Source organism: Cryobacterium sp. 10I1, from assembly GCF_035019805.1.
Classification (GTDB): domain Bacteria; phylum Actinomycetota; class Actinomycetes; order Actinomycetales; family Microbacteriaceae; genus Cryobacterium; species Cryobacterium glucosi.
In genome coordinates this window covers 1-432 of the sequence record NZ_JASJVF010000569.1, presented here as the reverse complement: position 1 = coordinate 432, position 432 = coordinate 1, and the positions used below count along the sequence as shown (strand labels likewise).

Genomic DNA, 432 nt, shown 5'->3' with positions numbered 1-432 from the left:
GCTCCACCTCGTGCGGCTGCGTTTCGAGGACACGATCCGCCGGAGCGTCGACGAGATCATGGAGCTGATGAAGAACGCTCCCGACCTGCGGGCGGACCTCGCGCGGAGCCGGGTTCCGTTGCTTGTCGCCGTCGGCGAGCGGGACCTCTGGCCGCTCGAGCTGCACCGGGCGTTCGCCGGGCGGATCGGCGCCCAACTCCGCGTGTATCGCACCGGCCACAGTCCCTGCGAGACGACGCCGCACCAGCTCGCCCGCGACCTGCTCGCCCTCTACGCCCGCTCCTGAATCCCACCGGGCTCCTCGGATCGAGCGCGGGGCATCCGCCGGTGCGCGAGTGGCGCACCACAGGCGCAGCGGCGGAACTCCCGCGCCCGGCGCAGATGCACAGCGCTCAGGCTCGGATGCGGCGCGCCCAGGCCCGGCGGGCCAGC

1 protein-coding gene is annotated in these 432 nt (G+C 73.6%); it reads left to right on the top strand.

Annotated elements, in window-relative coordinates; translation table 11 throughout:
* Positions 1 to 286: alpha/beta fold hydrolase (locus QN345_RS19815; protein WP_416347691.1), on the top strand; the 286-nt coding region annotated here is incomplete at its 5' end.
* Positions 287 to 432 lie beyond the last annotated feature (146 nt).